Genomic DNA, 17,318 nt, shown 5'->3' with positions numbered 1-17,318 from the left:
CAAGGCGCGTCATCAGGCCGCCGCGCGGGCGACCTGTCATGTCATTGGGTATCACGGTCTTCGTGATTGAGACTGCCGTTGGCATCGGGCGCACGGTTGAGTGCCGATGGCTTGAGCGTCTTTCGAACCTTGTCGACCTGATCCGCCGTGACCGCATCACCGTCGTTGCCCCACGCACCGCGTACAAAGGTGGCAAGGGTGGCCACTTCGTCATCCGACAGGCGCCAGCCAAAGCCCGGCATGGGCAGCTGCGCCGGAATGGCCGGCGTCGCAGGCGGGGTCGCACCGGCAAGGATCGTGTGAATCAGACCGGTCGGGTTGTCAGCGTTGGCCAGCGAATTGCCATCAATGGCCGGGAAAACGCGTTCGGCGCCCTTGCCGTCATTGAGGTGACAGGCCGAGCAGTTATCGAGATAAAGGCGTTCGCCGTCGCTCAGATCCTTGGCCGCGGTCAGATGAGCGGCTGTTTTCTCGCTCGCCTCGCGGCGCTGATCGGAGGTAGTCGCCTTCTCGCCTGCCGGATTGGCGGGCAGGGACTTGAGGTACAGGGCAATGCCGGTCAGGTCCTCGTCGGTCAGATGCGAGGTACTGTGTGCCACGACCGAGGTCATCTCGCCGCCAACGGTGGCATGAACGTTGCGACCGGTTTTCAGATACTCGGCAATCTCGGGAGCGCTCCAGCCTTCGATGCCCTGACCATCGCCGCCGTCACCGCCGCGAAGCGACGGCGCCCACCAGTCGTTGAGGTCAGCACCTGACAGATAGCTGTCACTGCCGTCATCCAGCGCCTTTTCCTGCTGAGCGAAGCCACGCGGCGTATGGCAGCTGCCGCAGTGGCCGAGGCCTTCAACCAGATAGCGCCCGCGCTCGATTTTGGCATCGGCACTGGTGTCGGGTGTGAACGTGTCAGCGTCGGCGAACAGCCAGTTCCAGGCCGTGATGCCCCAGCGCTGATTGAACGGGAAGCTCAGATCGGTTTCCGGCGCGTTGTCGGCCACCGGCGCCACCCCTTCCATGAAGTAGGTATAGAGCGCATGGACGTCGTTATCGGTCAATCTGGCGTAGGACGGATACGGCATCGCCGGATACAGATTGGCGCCATCGGCGCGCTTGCCATCACGTAGTGCAGCAGCGAATTCGGCTTCGGTGTAATTACCGATGCCGTGTTCCTTGTCAGGCGTGATATTGGTCGAGTAGATCGTGCCAAACGGGCTTTCGATCGCCAGCCCGCCGGCAAAGGACTTGCCGTCTTCGGTCGTGTGGCAGGCCACGCAGTCACCGGCGCGAGCCAGATAGGCGCCACGTTCAATGGTGTCGTCATCGGCGCTGAAGGCCTGAGTGGCCATCAGCAGGGTGCCTCCCGCGATAAGCGGAAGCAGATATCTTGCAGTCACGTTAGTGTTCCTTGTTCTGACGGGATTGGAGGCGAGCGCAGGGCGCTCAGGCTCAGCCCCGTTCTCCGGTCAGACTGACAGGCCCCAGCGGGTAGTCGACGTTGTGCTGATCGACCCAGTCGCGATAGCTGGCGCGCGCGCCCGGGAATCCGACCATTTTCCATGCGGCCATGTGCTTGTTGCCGCCATGGATAGGGTCAGCCAGATAACCTTCCTTGGTGTTTTCCAGAAGGCTTGCGAAAAACTCGGAGGCTTCGAGTTTTTGGCTCTCGCCGAGCGTGGCAAAGTCGATATCGTTGGCTTCCAGCGCCTTGAGCACTGTATCCCGGGTATCGTTGTCGAGTGCCTCGAACCGCTTGCCGTACTGTTGCTGGCAGTACGCTTGCGTCATCGCGATGCCCTTTTGATAGACATCACGCGGGGTATAAGGGTACTGAAAACCGAGATCCGGAGACCCGTCGAGCACAAACGGTCCCTGCATGTACCAGCGTTCGGCATGCCCATAGGGAGAGTCCATCTGGCGGTCGATGAACACCGGTACATTGGTATCAAGCGCACCCGGGCCCTTGCCTTCGGATTCGCCGGGGATCAGCCGATCACAGGCGGCGAGCAGGAAGGACCACTCTTCGTCGCTGAAGAAAGCGGGCTGATAGTCGCTCAGGTTGGGGGCCGGTTCGGCGGCCTGGGCGGTCAGCGTTACGCCGCTGCCAAGGGTAATGGCGGGGATCATCGTCAGCGAACCACGAAGAAAATCGCGGCGCTGCCTGTTCTTTATCCGGGAAGACATGTCAGGTTCCTACAGGGATTTTTGTCACAATGACGATCTTGAGCGTCAGGCCCTTTTTTTAAGCGCTTTTACGGGCCATGTCCGACCTGAGGCCGGATGTGGTGTTCTGCCGCAGCGCGCGGCACAGTATCATTAATACGACAATAGTTTAAGTTTCGTTTCAACTATGGGGTCGAGCAAAGGCGTTACGGGTCTACTGACAAGCGGGAAAAGGGATTCAAAAACAGAAGGTTGCTGATCCTTTATTCAGCAGGAAGCCGGCCGGTGTCGATAATGGCCAGACGCTGGCGGCGGGAAAGCTTCTTGACGCGACGCTCAAGACTGAGCGCCCTGCCCTGATCTCCGACCGGGCAGGAAAAACGCAGACGCAAAGGCCCCTTGCCGCGAAGGGATCTGGCGCAGCGGGCACCACTGGATTGATGCTCGTTAAAACGGCGTGCCACGTCCGTGGTCACGCCGGTATAAAGATGCCCCAGCCGATTTTCAATGATGTAAAGCGACCAGACCACAGAGACTGTCTCGCCCTCAATCTCAGCCTGACAGACCATCCAGCGGTTCCCTGAAAGCACGCAGGATCGAGTCATAGCGGTTGGGATCGCTCTCATTGCGCCTGGAAAAGATGGAAGAACCGGAAACGAAGGTATCCGCGCCGGCCGCGGCGATTTCGCCAATGTTGTCGGCATTGATGCCGCCATCGACTTCAAGGCGAATGGGCTTGCCGGTGGCATCGATCATGGCACGCGCCAGTCGCAGCTTGTCCATCATTGCCGGAATAAAGGACTGCCCGCCAAAGCCCGGGTTGACCGTCATCACCAGCAGCATCGAGATCTTGTCCAGCACATGATCGAGCGTGGAAAGCGGCGTCGCCGGATTCAGCGCAAGCCCGGCGGTGGCGCCGCCATCAATGATCAGCTGCAGGGAGCGGTCGACATGGAGGCTGGCTTCGGGATGAAAGGTGATGTGATTGGCACCGGCATCGAGAAAGGCACGAATCAGGTCATCTACCGGCGACACCATCAGGTGCACATCGATCTCTGCCGTGACGCCATAATTGCGCAGCGCATGGCAGATGGCCGGGCCAAAGCTCAGATTGGGCACATAGTGGTTGTCCATGACATCGAAGTGAATCGTGTCGGCGCCGCTGGCCAGTACGTCGTCCACTTCCTGCCCCAGACGAGCGAAATCTGCCGACAGAATGGAGGGCGCAATCCTGAAGGGTTGTTGCACTATAAATACCTCATCAAACAAATTCGATATGGATCAGCGTACACCGCGATCGCGCATGGTAACAGGGTCACTCCAGGGGAGTGTAAAAGGCGTGGCATAAAAAAGGGCCGCGTCATCGCGGCCCCTGATCAAGGCGCTGAAAAATCAGTTTTCACACTCGTAGCGTTTGACCGCATCAAGCGCCTCTTCCTCGGTCTCGTACTCGCTGAGCAGGGTATCCGTATCAGGATTGACGCCACGAACTTCATAGACGGTCTTGCCGCCACCCTTGTCGACCTTCTTGACACAGGCAGTGCGGGGAGTAGGCGTTTGATCAGGCATGGCAGTAACCTCTGAATGAACGTGCAGCCATCACTATAGTGCATGTATGCCGGGAAGCGAGTGTCGGTCACAACGGCGCGCCTTCCGGCAGCCGTGCCTATGTTTTATGCTGGTCATACTGCATGAAACCTTACTAATTCAACAACACCAACAATTCGAAAAGGGAACTCAAATGCCTGCAAGAACGTCCTCCACACTGGCCGGTCTGCTGTGCCTGCTGGTGATGCTGTCGCCGCTGGCCGCCAGCGCACAGCCCCCCATCATTGAAGGTGAGCGCTTTCATGGCGAGCCCGGCGAACATGCCATGGTCGTGACCAGCCATACGCTGGCCAGTCAGGCCGGACGCGATATTTTGCGCCAGGGTGGCAACGCCGTGGATGCCGCCGTGGCCATCGGCTTCGCGCTGGCCGTGGTGCAGCCACGCTCGGGCAATATCGGCGGCGGCGGCTTCATGGTGATCTCCGATGAGAAAAGCGGCGAGGTGACCTCGATCGACTATCGGGAAACCGCGCCGGCCGGGGCCTTTGAAACCATGTTCCAGGATGATCAGGGCAACGTCATCGAAGAGGCGTCGCGCCATTCGGCCAATGCCTCGGGCGTGCCCGGCACGGTCGCCGGCATGGCGATGGCGCTCAAGCGGTATGGGTCCATGTCACTTGACCGGGTCATGGCCCCTGCCATTCGACTGGCGCGCGATGGCTTTGCCATTCCTCAGCGCTTTGCCGATGGCCTCAACGACAGCCGTGAGCAGCTGGAAAAGGATGACGGCACGCGCCGCTTGTTCTACAAGGCCGATGGCAGCGCCTGGCGCGCCGGAGAAGTGTTTCGACAGCCCGAGCTGGCCGCCACGCTGACGCGCATTGCTCAAAACGGGCCGCGCGAGTTTTATGAAGGGGAAACGGCCGACCACTTGATCAATACCATCAAGGCCCACGACGGCATCATGACCCTGGAAGATCTCAAGGGGTATCGGGCCGTCGAGCGGGCACCGGTTCATGGTTCCTATAGAGGATACGACATCTATGCAATGGCACCGCCCTCCTCCGGCGGCGTCCACATCGTGCAGATTCTCAACATGCTGGAACACGATGACCTGACGGCCATGGGCTTTGGCTCTGCCGCCACCATGCATCTCATGAGCGAGGCAATGCGCCGCGCCTATGCCGATCGATCAAAATACCTGGGCGACCCGGATTTCTTTGACGTGCCGGTCAGGGCGCTGACCTCCACGGACTACGCCCGCGCGCTTCGCGCGCAGATCTCTCCAGACCGGGCAACACCTTCTGACGCCATCGGCCCGGGCAACCTCACCCCCTACGAGTCCAACGAAACCACGCACTACTCGGTCGCCGACGACTCGGGACTGGCCGTATCCAACACCTACACGCTCAATTTCAGCTACGGCTCCGGCATCGCCGTGCCCGAGGCGGGCTTTTTGCTCAACAACGAAATGGATGACTTTTCGGCCAAGCCCGGCGTGCCCAATGCCTTTGGCCTGATCGGTGGCGAGGCCAACGCCGTGGCGCCCGGCAAGCGGATGCTCTCCTCCATGACGCCAACCATCGTCAAGCATGAGGGCAAAAACTTTCTGATCACCGGCAGCCCCGGGGGTTCACGCATCATCACCACCACGCTTGAGGTGATCAGCAACGTGATCGATCACGGCATGAACATTCAGTCGGCCGTCAGCGCCCCACGCTTTCATGATCAGTGGCTCCCCGATGAGGTCCGCGTTGAAGACGGTTTCAGCCCGGACACCCTTCGCCTTCTGGAAGGCATGGGGCATCACGTGGTCCAGAAATCTGCCATGGGCGCCAGCCAGTCGATTCTGATCAACAAGGATGGCTTCCACGGGGGCGCCGATCCACGTCGGGAAACGTCCTCGGCCATCGGTCTTTAGGATTGCATGAGAGAAAGCGCCTGGCGCTTTCTCTCGTTTAATCCATAGCTCAGGCTTAAAGAACAAAATGGCATAACCAAGCCAATTGTCATTCCCACGAGTTTTGTTTAGCCTTCCTTCAAGGATTCGCCGCCAGGGCATCCTGTCGATAAAAAACCTGCCGATCAGATGCCGGGGAACACGATATGTCCGTACGCTCGACCCTTTTACGTCGCGTTGTGGCGACCGCTGCGCTGAGCATGGCGCTTGGCAGCACGCCGGCCTTCAGTGCCGACCGCGAACTGCTCAATGCCTCCTACGATATTGCGCGTGAACTGTTTGCCGAACTCAACCCGCAGTTCATTGCGCAGTGGCAGAAAGAACACAATGAGTCGGTCGAGATCAAGCAGACCCATGCAGGCTCCTCGACTCAGGCGCGGGCCATCCTGCAGGGGCTGCGGGCTGATGTCGTGACCTTTAACCAGGTCACCGATGTGGATGTTCTGGCCCAGAAGGGTCAACTGATTCCTGCTGACTGGCAGTCGCGACTGCCCAACTACAGCTCGCCCTACTACTCGACCATGGCCTTTCTGGTCAGAAAGGGAAATCCGAAAAATATCCATGGCTGGGCAGATCTGGCCGGCGATGATGTCGCGCTGGTCTTCCCCAACCCCAAGACCTCAGGCAACGGGCGCTATACCTATCTGGCGGCCTGGGCGGCGAGCAATCACGACAACGGCGATGATGAGGCCGCCACCCGTGACTACATGAAGAAGATGCTGGGCAATGTCGAGGTCTTTGATACCGGAGGCCGTGGTGCCACGACCACCTTTGCCGAGCGTGGCATCGGCGATGTGTTGATCACGTTCGAGTCGGAAGCCAACAATATTCGCAATCAGTACGGCCCGGACGACTACGAGGTCGTGGTGCCGCCGGTGGACATCATGGCCGAATTCCCGGTGACCTGGGTGGACAAGAACGTCGAGCGCAACGGCACCGAGGATCTGGCCAAAGGCTATCTGGAGTATCTGTATTCGCCTGAAGCACAGCGCACGCTGGCGCAGTACTACTACCGCGTCAACGATGACGAGATCAGCGACGAGTTTGCCGAGCGCTTCCCGCAGACCACGCTGCTGCGCATCGAGGACGCCTTCGGCAGCTGGGAAAATGTGATGCAGACACATTTTGCCAGTGGCGGTGAACTCGACCAGTTGCAGCGGCGTTAATGAGCGCCCGCGCCGCCCGGGTCCTGCCGGGCTTTTCGCTCTCGCTGGGCGTGACCCTGCTGTTTGTGTCGCTGATTCTTTTGCTGCCGATGACCAGCCTCATCGGCCAGCTCTCGACACTGTCATGGTCACAGTACTGGGCGGCCATTACCGACCCGCGACTGATCGCAAGCTATCGGGTCACGATTGGGGCTGCACTGGCCGCATCACTTTTTAATGCACTGTTCGGGCTTTTGATGGCCTGGGTGCTGGCACGCTATACGTTTCCCGGCAAGCGTATTCTGGATGCGCTGATGGATCTGCCCTTTGCCCTGCCCACAGCGGTGGCCGGCATTACGCTGGCCACACTTTATTCACGCAATGGCGCCGTAGGCAGTTTGCTCGCGCCGCTGGGCATCGAGGTGGCCTATACCTGGCTCGGGATTGCGCTGGCCATGGCGTTCACCAGCGTGCCCTTTGTCGTACGCACCGTTCAGCCGGTGCTCGAGGATCTGCCCGGGCAGGCCGATGAAGCGGCCCTGACCCTGGGCGCCAGCAACCTGTACGCGTTTCGGCGGGTCATCCTGCCGCATATCTGGCCGGCCGTGGTCACCGGCACCGGGCTCTCCTTTGCCAGATCACTGGGCGAGTTCGGCGCGGTCATCTTTATTGCCGGCAACATGCCCTATCGCACCGAAGTGGTCTCTCTGATGATGGCCACGCGCCTTGAGGAGTATGACTACGCCGGCGCCGCCGCCATTGCCTCGCTGGTGATGCTGGTATCACTGCTGCTGCTGTTGGCCATCAATCTCTGGCAGGGACGTTTCTATCGCCGCCTGCATGGCGGGAGACACTGACATGAAGCGTATTGGCGATGGTGCTGCCACACGTATTGGACTGATTGCACTTGCCGTCATCATGACCACCCTGTTTCTGGTGATTCCGCTGGCCGGCATTTTCTATCAGGCCTTTGCCGAAGGCATGGCACCGTTCTGGCAGAACCTGACCAGCACCTTTACCCGGGAGGCGATCGGCCTGACGCTGTTGATCGCGCTTTTGACCGTGCCGATCAATCTGGTCTTTGGCATTTTTCTGGCCTGGCTGGTGACCCGGTTTACCTTTCCGGGTCGACGCCTGCTGCAGACGCTGATCGACATTCCCTTCGCCGTCTCCCCGGTCGTGGCCGGCCTACTCTATCTGCTGCTGTACGGCCGCACCGGCTGGCTGGGCAGCATTCTTTCCGAGCAGGACGTGCAGCTGATGTTTGCCTGGCCCGGCATGGTGCTGGTGACCGTATTTGTCACCTGTCCGTTCGTGGCACGGGAGCTGATCCCGCTGATGCAGGCTCAGGGCAGCGCCGAGGAAGAAGCCGGTGTGACGCTGGGGGCTGGGGGCTGGACACTGTTTCGACGTATTACCCTGCCCAACATCCGCTGGGCGCTGGTCTATGGCGTCATCCTGACCAATGCCCGCGCCATCGGCGAGTTCGGCGCCGTCTCCGTGGTTTCGGGCAGCATTCGCGGTGAGACCATCAACCTGCCGCTGCAGGTCGAGCTTTTGTATCAGGATTACAACACGGTGGGTGCCTTCACCAGTGCCGCACTTCTGGCGGCTATTGCCATTGTGACGCTGATGATCAAGGCCGTGCTTGAGTGGCATACCCATCGTCGGGAGAAAACAGCATGAGCATTACCGTAAGCGATGTCTCCAGACGCTTTGGCAGTACAACGGCGCTGCATCCGTTGTCGCTGGAGATCAAAAAGGGGGAGATGGTCGGACTGCTGGGGCCGTCGGGCTCGGGCAAGACCACGCTTTTGCGCATCATTGCAGGTCTTGAAGCCCCTGACAGCGGCTCGATCCACTTTGGTGATCGCGATGTGACCCGGGTCCATGTCCGAAAGCGCCGGGTAGGGTTTGTCTTTCAGCACTACGCGCTTTTTCGCCACATGAGCGTGTTTGAAAACGTGGCCTTCGGGCTACGAGCGCGGCCGGCCGGCGAGCGCCCTTCCAACGCCGAGATTCGCGACCGCGTACAGCACCTGCTCGAGCGCGTTCGTCTGGACACTCTGGCCAAACGCCTGCCGGCTCAGCTTTCCGGTGGTCAGCAGCAGCGAGTGGCGCTGGCGCGCGCGCTGGCCGTCGAACCCGAGGTGCTGCTGCTGGATGAGCCCTTCGGTGCGCTGGATGCCAAGGTGCGACTAGAGCTGCGTCGCTGGCTCAGGCATCTACACGAAGAGTTCGGCTTTACCAGCGTGTTTGTGACCCATGATCAGGAAGAGGCGCTTGAGCTGTCTGATCGGGTAGTGGTCATGAGCAACGGGCGCATCGAGCAGATCGACACGCCACAGGCGCTCTATCGGGCCCCGGCCAATCGCTTCGTGTTTTCGTTTCTGGGGGAGACCAACCGCTTTGGCGGCGAGTACCAGAACGGGCGGCTGCAGCAGGGAGAGGCATGGATTGCCATGGAGCGCTCAAACATCGCACCCGATGAGGTGCTGCTGCGCCCTCACGAGTTGATGCTGACCACGGCGCCGGATGCCCGCGCGCATCTGCCGGTCAGGGTCGATGCGGTGTCCCCGGTGGGCAGTGACGTTCGCGTCGAACTGACGGCCGACTGGATGGACACCCCCTGGCTTGCCAGCATCACGCACCACGACTTCGATCGCCTGCAGCCGGAACGCGGCACCGAGCTTTATGTCATTCCTTCGCGCTGGCACCAGTTCGCACCGGAAACGCCCTGACGCACCGAGCGCATGTCAGTCGTGCCATAAAGGCCGGCAACCATGCGCTCGAGTGACAAAGCATCAACAGGACAGCGGCGCCCTGCGGCGCAATCGCCAGACGATATCGGTCATGTCCCGCTCGTCGCGCCGCTCTTCCAGTTTTTCCAGCACAAAGTTGGGGGCAAAAAGCTGATGCACTTCGTCATCGGTGACCACATGGGGTGGCCCCTGATCACGCCGCTCATCGCGCTCCAGCGAGATCAAAAGTCCTTCCACATTCGGCCTGCACAGCTCGGCCAGCTTAAGTGCATAGCGCTGACGGGCGGCCGGTGGCAGTGCAATCAGCGCGGCCCGATCGTAAAAGGCGTCGATCTCGTCACTCAGGCCGGCTTCCAGATGAAAGAAGTTGCCCACATCGAAGGTGACAGCGGCGCGACCGACTTGTGCAGGACTGTCGAAACGATCGAAATTCGTGCGTGACGCGGCCGGTGGCAGCGCCTCCTCCTGCGCCTCGAACCAGCCTCTGACGGCCTCCTCCACCAGCTCGACGCCGAGTACGCCATGCCCCTGACGTGCCAGCCAGCCAATATCACCGCTTTTGCCGCACAGCGGCAGCAGCACGCGCGCGCCGGGTGACACGGCCAGCTGCGGCCAGTGGCGCGCCAGCAAAGGCTGGACGCTGTCGCTGTGAAAGCCGATGCGTCCTTCCCGCCAGCGCTCGAACCACTGCTGGTTGCCCTGTTCAGAAGAGGACGACACGATCAGAACCAGCGATCGCGCTTTTTACGGCGTCTTGGCAGATGCGGTACGAGCAGACCCAGGATCAGGCCGCCACCGGCCACGCTGCCGCCATAGACGAAGTAGCGCATCAACAGATCCTCGCGCTCGGTATCAAGCTTTGCCTGATACTCACGCATTTTGGACTGCGCCTGGGTGAGCTGGGCATTGAGATCGTCATTGCTGGTCTGAAGTTCGTTGACGCGCGCCTGACTGCTTTGCAGTGAGGTCTTCATGTCGGCGACGCGCTGGTTCCATTCATCGTCAATGCCTTCAAGGCGCTGCGTCAGGGTCTGAACGCGCTCCTGCATTTCCGGCACTTTTTCCTGCACGCTCTGCTGTGCCTGCAGGTCATCGTTGGGAATCCAGACACTATCGCCGCTTTCGGTGCGAATGCGGCTGTAGTCTCCCTGGGATTCGAGCAGCGTGACGCGCTGTCCGGCATCCACGGTCCCCACGATGCGATAACTGTCGGTGGGGCCACTTCGAACATAGGTCGATAGCGAATCACTGACCCAGCGGGCTTCTTCGGCGTGGGCGGTGCTGATACCGACACCCAGTAAAATACCGACGCAGAGTTTTCCAATTGTTTTCATGGTGGAGTCATTGGTTCGTCAAACATTGTCGTTACATCATGCTGCCTGAGCCGGGCGTCACCATTACCTGAACCCTGAAAAGGTCGTCCCTGATCCCAGAGACGGTCAATCATCCACAGTTTCTGTGGATAACCTACGGGACAACCTGATCACATAACGCACAAAGCGCCCGGCAGACAGGCCATGACACCATTTTGCTTAAAAAGTGTTCAGCTTGTGCCTTTACTCTTCACGAGGCGGCCAGTGCATGGCCCCCGGAAAGGCGGTGACGTTGCCTTCAGCCTTGACGGCTCTTGGCGTGCCTTCACGCTCGACTTCATCGATTCGAACAATGGCATTCATCGGCAGATAACTGCGCGAAACGCCTTCAAACGTGCGACGCAGCTTTTCAGCACCGGGGTCGACCACCACTTTCGAGTCATCGCCAAACACCACACCCTCGACTTCGATAAAGCCCCAGAGCTCGCTTTGAAAGATATCGCGTGCGTAGAGCTCCCAGAGCTCGCCCTGCTGCAGGAAACTGATTCTATAAAGGGGCCTTGCCGCCATGTACGCTCAATCCTCACTGTGTTGCGCCAGACCGATGGTCATTGCAGCCCCGTGCGGGCCCACAACAAGCGCGGAAGTCTATCATAGGCTTTTGCGCCAATGGCGCCTGTCGTGAACCTGCTCACGTGTTGATACACAAAGACCATTTTTCACTACACAAGCGCGTGCTGGCCTGTGCCGGTGCGCTTGCGTATAATTTCGCCATCCCATGTCGCTGTGCGACGATTCATGACATTTCTCTCGATGGTAGGGCGAATGCACGGCAGGTTTTGTGCCGTCATCGCTGCATCATCGTCTGACACCCATCTTTTTATGTGTACCCAAGGCCCATGACGAAGAAACTCTTCATCAAGACCCACGGCTGCCAGATGAACGAGTACGACTCGGCTCGCATGGCCGACCTGCTGGGCGAATCCCATCAGCTTGAACTGACAGACAACGAACACGAAGCGGATGTCATCCTGCTCAACACCTGCTCGATCCGCGAGAAGGCGCAGGAAAAGGTATTTCATCAGCTCGGCCGGTGGAAAAAGCTCAAGGCGGCCAACCCCAATCTGGTGATTGGTGTTGGCGGCTGCGTGGCCAGTCAGGAAGGCGACAACATTCAAAAACGGGCCCCGCATGTCGACATGGTGTTCGGCCCGCAGACCCTGCATCGCTTGCCGGACATGATGGACAACCGCAACGAAAGCGGAAATCTGATTTCGGTGGTGGATGTCACCTTCCCGGAAATCGAGAAATTCGACCGCCTGCCGGCTCCCACTTCCGATGGCGCATCGTCGTTCGTGTCGATCATGGAAGGCTGCTCGAAGTACTGCAGCTTCTGTGTGGTGCCCTACACCCGTGGCGAGGAGATTTCACGGCCGTTCGAGGACGTGCTCGATGAGGTCGTCCACCTGGCCGAACAGGGGGTGCGCGAGATCAATCTGCTGGGTCAGAACGTCAATGCCTATCGCGGCATCGATGACGACGGTGAAGAGATCGACCTGGCCGAAATGATCGCCGCCGTGGCGGCCGTGGACGGCATCGATCGCATCCGCTTTACGACCTCGCATCCGGTAGAGTTTACCGACAGCCTGATCGAAGCCTTCGGCGACATTCCGGAGCTGGTGAGCCATCTGCACCTGCCGGTACAGTCGGGCTCGGACACCATCCTCAAGGCGATGAAGCGTGGTCACGGTCGCGAGGAATACATCGCCAAGATGGAGCGCATTCGTGAAAAGCGCCCGGACATCAGCTTCTCATCGGATTTCATCATTGGCTTCCCCGGGGAAACCGAGCAGGACTTTCTGGACACGATGGACCTGATCGAGCGCATCGGCTTTGATCACTCCTTTTCGTTTGTCTACTCCAAACGCCCCGGCACACCGGCGTCCGACCTCCCTGATGACACCCCGGAACTGGTCAAGAAACAGCGCCTGAAAATTCTGCAGGATCGCATCACCCAGAATGCGATCGGCATTTCCCGGCGCATGGTGGGTACGACACAGCGCATTCTGGTCTCGGGCTTTTCACCCAAGGACCCCGGTGAGCTTTCAGGGCGCACCGAAAACAATCGCGTGGTCAACTTTCGCGCGGCCAATCCGATCGAGCTGATTGGATACTTCGTCGATGTTGAAATCGTGGAAGCCTTCCCCAATTCTCTCAGGGGTGAGCTGGTCTCTGCACAGAAATACTGATTCGACAGGCACGCTTTTGATGCCATGTCGCCTGTCCCGGACCGGCACGCCATCGCAGACACGTTATTGCGATGGCGTCTCTTTCTTTTCGATCGAGCAATTGGTGCTATTGTTCCCGTAAAGAATCAGATTCAGGCTGCCTTTCAACGACGCAACGACCGGACCCAACATTGACCCAGAAAACTGCCAACGCGCACCGTATTCTTCAGCTGTCGCTGGAACCCAATGACCCCATGCGGCTGGCCAATCTCAGCGGTCAGCAGGATGAACATCTTCACCTGATCGAACAGCGTCTCGAGGTCACGGTACGCAACCGCGGCAACGAGTTTCAGCTGGCCGGCAATGCCGCACGCGTCAAGGCGACCGCCAACGTGCTGGAACATCTGTACCGCGAGACCCAGACACAGACCCTGTCGCCGGAAACCGTGCATCTTTATCTGCAGGAATCGGGGCTTGAATCGATTGCCGAGGATGAAGACGACGACATGCCACGCGAGGGCGTCATCCTGCGTACCCCGCGCGCCGTCATCAAGCCGCGCGGGCAGAACCAGCAGCAGTATGTCGAGCACATTCGCAATTACGATATCAACTTCGGCATCGGCCCTGCGGGCACCGGCAAGACCTACCTGGCCGTTGCCGCTGCCGTGGAAGCGCTCAACCAGCAGGAGGTGCGCCGCATTCTCCTGGTGCGCCCGGCCGTTGAAGCCGGCGAGAAGCTGGGCTTTCTGCCAGGGGATCTGGCTCAGAAGATCGACCCCTACCTGCGCCCGCTCTATGACGCGCTCTATGAAATGCTGGGCTTTGAGCAGGTCAACAAGCTGATCGAAAAGCAGGTCATCGAGATCGCGCCGCTGGCCTACATGCGTGGACGCACGCTCAACAATGCCTTTGTCATTCTCGACGAAAGTCAGAACACCACGCGCGAACAGATGAAGATGTTTTTGACGCGTATCGGCTTTGGTTCCACCGCCGTGATCACCGGTGATGTCACCCAGGTGGATCTGCCGCGCGGCACGCATTCGGGGCTGATTCACGTGCTCAATGTCCTCAAGGATGTCGACGGCATCAGCATGACCCGCTTTGCGTCCAAGGATGTGGTTCGCCACCCGCTGGTCGCGCGCATCATCGATGCCTATGAGGCGCACGAATCCGAAGAGGATCGCCACTCATGAGCGATGCTGTCTACGTCGACCGCCAGGTGGCGGTCGACTTTGACGCCCTTCCCGAAGAGACGGCACTCGAGCACTGGTTTGCCACGGTGCTTGAGCATTTCCCGGGTGAAATCCGTCGCGAGATGACGGTCCGCTTTGCCAGTGAAGAAGAGAGCCAGAGCCTCAATCGCGACTATCGCGGTCGCGACAAATCGACCAACGTGCTCTCTTTCCCCTTTGAAGCACCGCCGGAGATTCCTCTCCCACTGCTGGGGGATCTGGTGGTCAGCCCTCATGTGGTACAACGTGAAGCCCTTGAACAGCAAAAGCGCATCGAGGATCACTTCGCCCACATGATCGTGCATGGTACGCTGCATCTATTGGGTCTTGATCACATCGACGATGATGAAGCCGAGGCCATGGAACAGCTCGAGCGAGACATCCTGTCCGCGCTGGGCATTTCTGATCCCTATGCTGTTGCCCCTGAAGATTTCGGGGTGCGTGATGGCAATCAGGTATCCGAGGAGAAGAGAACCGACGCATGAGCGATGACCGACCGGCAAGTCAGCCATCCCGATCCTGGCTTGACAGAATAATCGGCGCTTTTTCCGGCGATAACGAAGAACCCAGCAGTCGTGACGAGCTGATCAGCTTTCTCAAGGAAGCTTCCACGCGACTGAGCCTCGACCAGGATGGTCTGACCATCATCGAGGGGGCCTTTGATATCAGCACCATGCAGGCACGTGAAGCCATGGTGCCCCGCTCCCAGATCGTGGCCATTCAGGCCGATCACTCCCCCGATCAATGCCTGCCCATCATTCGTGAGACAGCGCATTCCCGCTACCCCGTCATTGATGACAATCTCGATGAAGTCGTGGGCGTGTTGCTGGTCAAGGACATGCTGCCGCTGATCCTTCAGGACAGTGAGGAGCGCGAGCGCTTCAAGCTGCGTGAAGTGTTAAGGCCTGCCCTGTTCATTCCGGAATCCAAGCGGCTCAACAACCTACTGCGCGAATTTCGCGACACACGTAACCACATGGCCATCGTGGTTGATGAATATGGCGGCACGGCCGGCATCATCACCATCGAGGATATCCTCGAGCAGATCGTCGGTGACATCGAGGATGAGCACGATATCGACGAGGAAGACGATATTCGTGACCTGGGCAATGGCACCTACGCCGTCAAGGCACTCACGCCGATCGATGACTTCAACGAGCGCTTTGAAACCACCTTTTCCGATGAAGAGTTCGACACCGTCGGGGGACTGGTCATGCAGCGCTTTGGTCATCTGCCGGCGCGCAATGAGTCCACCGAACTCGAGCAATGGCGGTTTACGGTCATGAACGCTGACAGCCGCCGAATTCGCTGGCTTCAGGCAGCCCGCACCAATACCGGCACGCTCACCGATGATGTCGCCCGGTCCGATCATTGATGCAGGAGAGCGGCAGGGCTGAACATGCCCCTGCCTTGTGATCCCCCCAGCGGGCAGGCATGATCGCCTGCCCGTTTTCTGTTACAGGATTGAGCATGGTCTCCCTTCTACAGCGTCGCGGTGTCAGTTCGCTTCTGGCCCTGCTGGCCGGCGCACTGACGACACTGACCTTCGCCCCCTTTGACCTCTGGGGGCTTGGCCCCGTGGCACTGGCCGTGTTTTATATCGTGCTTCAGCACACCAACATGCGACAGACGCTGTGGCGCGGCTGGCTGTTCGGCGTGGGCATGTTCGGCAGCGGCGCGTCATGGGTGTATGTCTCGATCCATGACTATGGCAATACCGGTGGGCCGCTGGCCATTGTGCTGACGGGGCTTTTTATCGTCACGATGGCGCTGTTTGTGATGCTGCCGGCGCTGTTGTATCGCCTCTGTACTGCGTCGAAGCTGGATATTGTGGCCTTTGCCGGGGCCTGGGCACTGGGTGAGGCCTTTCGAAGCTGGGCCTTTACCGGCTTTCCCTGGCTCTTTCTGGGCAGTGCCCACGTCAGCTCACCACTGGCCAGTCTGGCACCGCTTGGCGGCGTCTATCTTGTCTCGCTGGTCGTGGCACTGAGTGGTGCGCTGCTGGCCAGAACCCTGGTGTCCCGACACTGGTGGCTGCTGGCACCGCTGGCAGCCCTGTGGCTGATACCGCTGGTCCTGCCCACACAATGGGCCCGACCCATCGGCGATGACGTGACCGTGTCTCTGGTACAGGGCGATCTGGCACAGCTGAGCAAGTGGACGCCCGATGGCCAGCGTGATGCGGTCAACACCTATTTCAGTCTGACCCGCCAGCAGGCGCTGGACAGTGATCTTGTCATCTGGCCGGAAACGGCGCTGCCCATGCTGGAACAGCAGGCCATGCCGTTTTTGCAGCGCGTGCAGTCGACCCTGCCGGCGGACAGCACGCTGATGACCGGCATCATGCAGCGTGACCAAACCGGCATGTTTTACAACAGCATGATTGCACTGGGAGACATGCCCGGTCAGTACCGAAAGGCGCACCTGGTGCCCTTTGGCGAATATCTGCCGCTGGAGCCGCTGCTGGGCGGACTGCTGAAGATATTCAATATCCCGATGGGCAACATCGGCGCCGGCAGCCATGATCAGCCGCCGCTGCAGGCGCATGGACTGCGCCTGGGCGTGGCCATCTGCTATGAAATCGTCTATCCAGACCTGGTACGACAGCGCGCCAAAAACGCCAACGCGCTGGTGACCATTTCCAATGACACCTGGTTTGGCCACTCCATCGGGCCACTGCAGCACATGCAGATGGCCCAGCTCAGGGCGCTGGAAAACAACCGCTATCTGCTCCGGGCCACCAACAACGGCATGACGGCCATCGTGGCACCTGATGGCCGGCTCCAGGCGCAGGCGCCACGTTTTGAGCCGGCAGTGCTCAATGGCACTATCCGACCCATGGAAGGGCTGACACCCTTTACGAAGACGGGCAGCTGGCCTGCGCTACTCCTGGCACTGTTAATGTTGCTGTGCGGTGGTATCTTGCGCACTCACCGGCGTGATCAAACCGCCCACTGATTTCCTGATGCC

At 59.6% G+C, this 17,318-nt stretch carries 18 protein-coding genes; 10 read left to right on the top strand and 8 right to left on the bottom strand.

The window, feature by feature from the left end:
• Positions 1 to 41 precede the first annotated feature (41 nt).
• From ACUN8C_RS05640 to ACUN8C_RS05620, 5 genes are all read right to left on the bottom strand, one after another.
• Positions 42 to 1,394 carry a c-type cytochrome gene (locus tag ACUN8C_RS05640; protein WP_445621290.1) on the bottom strand — a complete coding sequence of 451 codons (1,353 nt, stop codon included), beginning with the start codon at positions 1,392 to 1,394 and terminating at the stop codon, positions 42 to 44.
• Positions 1,395 to 1,446: 52 nt separating this feature from the next.
• A complete protein-coding gene (locus ACUN8C_RS05635; RefSeq protein WP_445621289.1) occupies positions 1,447 to 2,181 on the bottom strand; it encodes a gluconate 2-dehydrogenase subunit 3 family protein in 735 nt (244 codons plus the stop codon).
• Between the two features lie 242 nt (positions 2,182 to 2,423).
• Entirely contained in the window at positions 2,424 to 2,729 is a 306-nt protein-coding gene (locus ACUN8C_RS05630) for a GIY-YIG nuclease family protein (RefSeq protein WP_445621288.1), read from the bottom strand.
• Positions 2,713 to 3,408: a ribulose-phosphate 3-epimerase gene (rpe, locus tag ACUN8C_RS05625; RefSeq protein WP_108843927.1), complete on the bottom strand. Its 696-nt coding sequence runs from the start codon at positions 3,406 to 3,408 to the stop codon at positions 2,713 to 2,715. Before rpe ends, ACUN8C_RS05630 begins: the two co-directional genes overlap by 17 nt.
• Positions 3,409 to 3,552: 144 nt before the next feature.
• Complete coding sequence (locus ACUN8C_RS05620) at positions 3,553 to 3,729, bottom strand: hypothetical protein (RefSeq protein ID WP_108843928.1); 177 nt, start codon at positions 3,727 to 3,729, stop codon at positions 3,553 to 3,555.
• A 172-nt stretch (positions 3,730 to 3,901) separates the two neighbouring features.
• Here ACUN8C_RS05620 and ggt point away from each other — a divergent pair, with 172 nt between their 5' ends.
• The 5 genes from ggt (at position 3,902) to ACUN8C_RS05595 (ending at position 9,554) form a co-directional block, all read left to right on the top strand.
• Positions 3,902 to 5,629 (top strand): gamma-glutamyltransferase, encoded by a 1,728-nt coding sequence (gene ggt, locus ACUN8C_RS05615; RefSeq protein ID WP_445621287.1) that lies wholly within the window; start codon positions 3,902 to 3,904, stop codon positions 5,627 to 5,629.
• A gap of 185 nt (positions 5,630 to 5,814) precedes the next feature.
• On the top strand, positions 5,815 to 6,834 hold the full coding sequence (cysP, locus tag ACUN8C_RS05610; protein WP_445621286.1) for a thiosulfate ABC transporter substrate-binding protein CysP: 1,020 nt from the start codon (positions 5,815 to 5,817) through the stop codon (positions 6,832 to 6,834).
• On the top strand, positions 6,834 to 7,670 hold the full coding sequence (gene cysT, locus ACUN8C_RS05605) for a sulfate ABC transporter permease subunit CysT (RefSeq protein WP_445621285.1): 837 nt from the start codon (positions 6,834 to 6,836) through the stop codon (positions 7,668 to 7,670). Before cysP ends, cysT begins: the two co-directional genes overlap by 1 nt.
• Before the next feature lies 1 nt (position 7,671).
• On the top strand, positions 7,672 to 8,499 hold the full coding sequence (gene cysW / locus ACUN8C_RS05600; RefSeq protein WP_445621284.1) for a sulfate ABC transporter permease subunit CysW: 828 nt from the start codon (positions 7,672 to 7,674) through the stop codon (positions 8,497 to 8,499).
• On the top strand, positions 8,496 to 9,554 hold the full coding sequence (locus ACUN8C_RS05595) for a sulfate/molybdate ABC transporter ATP-binding protein (protein ID WP_445621283.1): 1,059 nt from the start codon (positions 8,496 to 8,498) through the stop codon (positions 9,552 to 9,554). The genes cysW and ACUN8C_RS05595 overlap by 4 nt, the downstream gene beginning before the upstream one ends.
• Positions 9,555 to 9,617: 63 nt before the next feature.
• Here the strand turns inward: ACUN8C_RS05595 and ACUN8C_RS05590 are convergent, their stop codons facing one another.
• The 3 genes from ACUN8C_RS05590 to ACUN8C_RS05580 all read right to left on the bottom strand — a co-directional run bounded on the left by ACUN8C_RS05590 (position 9,618) and on the right by ACUN8C_RS05580 (position 11,458).
• Positions 9,618 to 10,295 carry a thiopurine S-methyltransferase gene (locus ACUN8C_RS05590; protein WP_445621282.1) on the bottom strand — a complete coding sequence of 226 codons (678 nt, stop codon included), beginning with the start codon at positions 10,293 to 10,295 and terminating at the stop codon, positions 9,618 to 9,620.
• Positions 10,296 to 10,297: 2 nt separating this feature from the next.
• Entirely contained in the window at positions 10,298 to 10,909 is a 612-nt protein-coding gene (locus tag ACUN8C_RS05585; RefSeq protein ID WP_445621281.1) for a TIGR04211 family SH3 domain-containing protein, read from the bottom strand.
• A gap of 222 nt (positions 10,910 to 11,131) precedes the next feature.
• A complete protein-coding gene (locus ACUN8C_RS05580) occupies positions 11,132 to 11,458 on the bottom strand; it encodes a DUF1820 family protein (RefSeq protein ID WP_445621280.1) in 327 nt (108 codons plus the stop codon).
• A gap of 329 nt (positions 11,459 to 11,787) precedes the next feature.
• Between ACUN8C_RS05580 and miaB the strand changes: the two genes are divergently transcribed.
• The 5 genes from miaB (at position 11,788) to lnt (ending at position 17,306) form a co-directional block, all read left to right on the top strand.
• Entirely contained in the window at positions 11,788 to 13,137 is a 1,350-nt protein-coding gene (gene miaB, locus ACUN8C_RS05575) for a tRNA (N6-isopentenyl adenosine(37)-C2)-methylthiotransferase MiaB (protein ID WP_445621279.1), read from the top strand.
• Between the two features lie 170 nt (positions 13,138 to 13,307).
• Positions 13,308 to 14,309, top strand: coding sequence for a PhoH family protein (locus ACUN8C_RS05570; protein WP_108843937.1), 1,002 nt, complete (start codon positions 13,308 to 13,310; stop codon positions 14,307 to 14,309).
• Positions 14,306 to 14,833: an rRNA maturation RNase YbeY gene (gene ybeY, locus ACUN8C_RS05565; protein ID WP_445621278.1), complete on the top strand. Its 528-nt coding sequence runs from the start codon at positions 14,306 to 14,308 to the stop codon at positions 14,831 to 14,833. The genes ACUN8C_RS05570 and ybeY overlap by 4 nt, the downstream gene beginning before the upstream one ends.
• On the top strand, positions 14,830 to 15,723 hold the full coding sequence (locus ACUN8C_RS05560; protein WP_445621277.1) for an HlyC/CorC family transporter: 894 nt from the start codon (positions 14,830 to 14,832) through the stop codon (positions 15,721 to 15,723). Before ybeY ends, ACUN8C_RS05560 begins: the two co-directional genes overlap by 4 nt.
• A gap of 95 nt (positions 15,724 to 15,818) precedes the next feature.
• On the top strand, positions 15,819 to 17,306 hold the full coding sequence (lnt, locus tag ACUN8C_RS05555; protein WP_445621276.1) for an apolipoprotein N-acyltransferase: 1,488 nt from the start codon (positions 15,819 to 15,821) through the stop codon (positions 17,304 to 17,306).
• The last annotated feature ends 12 nt before the right edge of the window (positions 17,307 to 17,318 follow it).

It is taken from the genome of Kushneria sp. Sum13 (assembly GCF_052692355.1).
This window is presented reverse-complemented; position numbering and strand designations above follow the sequence as displayed.